The 2404-nt window shown below is 68.7% G+C and carries 2 protein-coding genes; one reads left to right on the forward strand and one right to left on the reverse strand.

The window, feature by feature from the left end; translation table 11 throughout:
* The coding region (locus K789_RS0104515; protein WP_024365714.1) for an MFS transporter at nt 1-862 on the forward strand (862 nt) is incomplete at its 5' end.
* An 81-nt stretch (nt 863-943) separates the two neighbouring features.
* Here K789_RS0104515 and hpaE read toward each other — a convergent pair.
* On the reverse strand, nt 944-2404 hold a 1461-nt coding region (gene hpaE, locus K789_RS0104520; RefSeq protein WP_024365715.1), incomplete at its 5' end, for a 5-carboxymethyl-2-hydroxymuconate semialdehyde dehydrogenase.

Below are 2404 nucleotides of genomic sequence, written 5' to 3' on the forward strand. Positions count from 1 at the left end.
CGGCGGCCGCGATACCAACCCCGCGGACCTGGACACAGCACTGTCCTACGAAAGCACCGCCGACGAACTGACCTTCGTCCTGGGCCCGGCACTCGTGGGCATCCTCGCCAGCCTGATCGCACCATGGCTGCCACTCGCCCTCGCCGCGGCCCTGACCATCACGCTCGTCCCGGCGTTTGCCGTGCACCCCACCCACCACGCAGTGGTCCCGACGCCGGCGCGGACAGCAGCCGGCGCCGCCCGGGCGAAACAGCTCCGGGCTTCCCTGCCGGCCGGACAGCGTGCGGGCGCCTTCGCCGCCGTCGCGCTTCCCGTGCTGGCCATGGTCTGCATGGGAACGTTCTTCGGCTCGACGCAGACCGCGCTGAGCTCCTTCTCCGCCAGCTTCGCCACGTCCGAGCTGGCCGGCCTGCTCTACGCAGTGATGGGCCTGAGCTCCGCCGCGGCGGCCCTGTCCGTGGCGTACTGGCCCCAGCGGTTCACAGCGAACGCCCGCTGGCTGGCCTGCTCGGCGCTGATGGCAGGACTTGCGCTGCTGCTGTTGCTGCCCTCGGCCGCGCTTCCCATGGTCCTCGTGCTCCTGGTCCTCGGCCTGCCGGTGGGACCGCTCATGGTCACGGTTTTCGCAATCGGCGGCCTCGTCGCCCCGGCTGGAAAACTCGGCACGGTCATGACCGCGCTGGCGAGCGGCATCGTCGCCGGCACCGCAATCGGCTCGTCCGTTGCGGGGCAGCTGGCGCAGAACCACGGCTACCCCACCGCGTTTGTGGTGCCGGTATGTGCGGCGGCGGCACTGTTCCTTCTCGGAGCGGCAGCCGCCGTCGTGCTCCGGCAACGGAACAGGGCGGCGGCCGCCGCCTGACTCCGGATGCCCTATCACGTGTGGTTGCCCCGAGGGACTCAGAAGGACCATAAGTGATAGGGCAACGGGGGGTGTGTGGCGCTACTGCTCCGCCGTGGCGCCGAATTTGGGGGTGTGGACGGGGCCGAGGGTGATGTGGACGGCTTGCTGGTCGGTGTAGAAGTCGATGGAGCGGTAGCCGCCTTCGTGGCCGAGTCCGGAGGCTTTGACGCCGCCGAAGGGGGTGCGGAGGTCGCGGACGTTGTGGCTGTTGAGCCAGACCATGCCGGCTTCGACGTTTTGGGAGAAGTTGTGCGCGCGGGTCAGGTTCTGGGTCCAGATGTAGGCCGCGAGCCCGTACCTGGTGTTGTTCGCGAGGGCGAGGGCTTCGTCGTCGGTGTCGAACGGGGTGATGGCGACGACGGGGCCGAAGATTTCCTCCTGGAAGATCCGGGCGTCCGGGGCGACGTCGGCGAAGACTGTGGGGGCGATGTAGTTGCCGGTCGGAAACCCCTCCGGGCGGCCGCCGCCGGCGAGCAGCCGGCCTTCGGTTTTGCCGATTTCCACGTAGGAGGCGACCTTGGCGTAGTGCTCGGGGTGGACCAGGGCGCCGACCTCGGTCTTGGGGTCGTGCGGGTCGCCGACCACGATGTTCTTCGCCCGGGCGGCGTACTTCCCGCAGAATTCGTCATAGATGCCGCGTTCCACCAGGATGCGGGAGCCGGCGGTGCAGCGTTCCCCGTTGAGGGAGAAGACCCCGAACAGCGTGGAGTCGATCGCGGCGTCGAGGTCGGCGTCGGCGAAGATGACCGCCGGGCTCTTGCCGCCGAGCTCCATGGAGAGGCCTTTGAGGTTCGCCGCGGCGTTGCGGAAGATCGTCTGGCCGGTGGTGGTTTCGCCGGTGAAGGAGATCAGCGGGACGTCGGGGTGCTTCACGAGCGCGTCGCCGGCTTCCTCGCCGAGGCCGTTGACGAGGTTGAAGACGCCGTCGGGGAGGCCGGCGTCCTTGAAGATCTGCGCCCACAGCGAGGCGGAGAGCGGGGTGAATTCGGCCGGTTTGAGCACCACGCAGTTGCCGGTGGCCAGGGCCGGGGCGAGTTTCCAGGATTCCAGCATGAACGGGGTGTTCCACGGGGTGATGAGCCCGGCGACGCCGATCGGCTTGCGGTTGACGTAGTTGATCTGGGCGCCGGGGACCTTCATGGCGTCGTCGAACTGGGCCACGATCAGGTCGGCGAAGAAGCGGAAGTTCTCCGCCGCGCGCAGCGCCTGGCCTTTGGCCTGGGTGATGGGCAGGCCCGTGTCGAAGGTCTCCAGCTGCGCGAGGCGTGTCTCCTGGGCCTCGACGGCGTCGGCGATCCGGTTCAGGATGCGGGCGCGTTCCCGGGGCTTCATCTTCGGCCACGGCCCGGTTGTGAAGGCCTTCCGGGCGGCGGCGACGGCGAGGTCGATGTCCTCTTTCTGGCCGGCGGCCGCGGTGGCGTAGTTGGTGTTGGACACCGGGTCCAGGACATCAAAGGTTTTGCCGCTGACGGAATCGACGAATTCGCCGTCGATGTAGTG

The organism is Arthrobacter sp. TB 26 (genome assembly GCF_000427315.1).
Classification (GTDB): domain Bacteria; phylum Actinomycetota; class Actinomycetes; order Actinomycetales; family Micrococcaceae; genus Arthrobacter.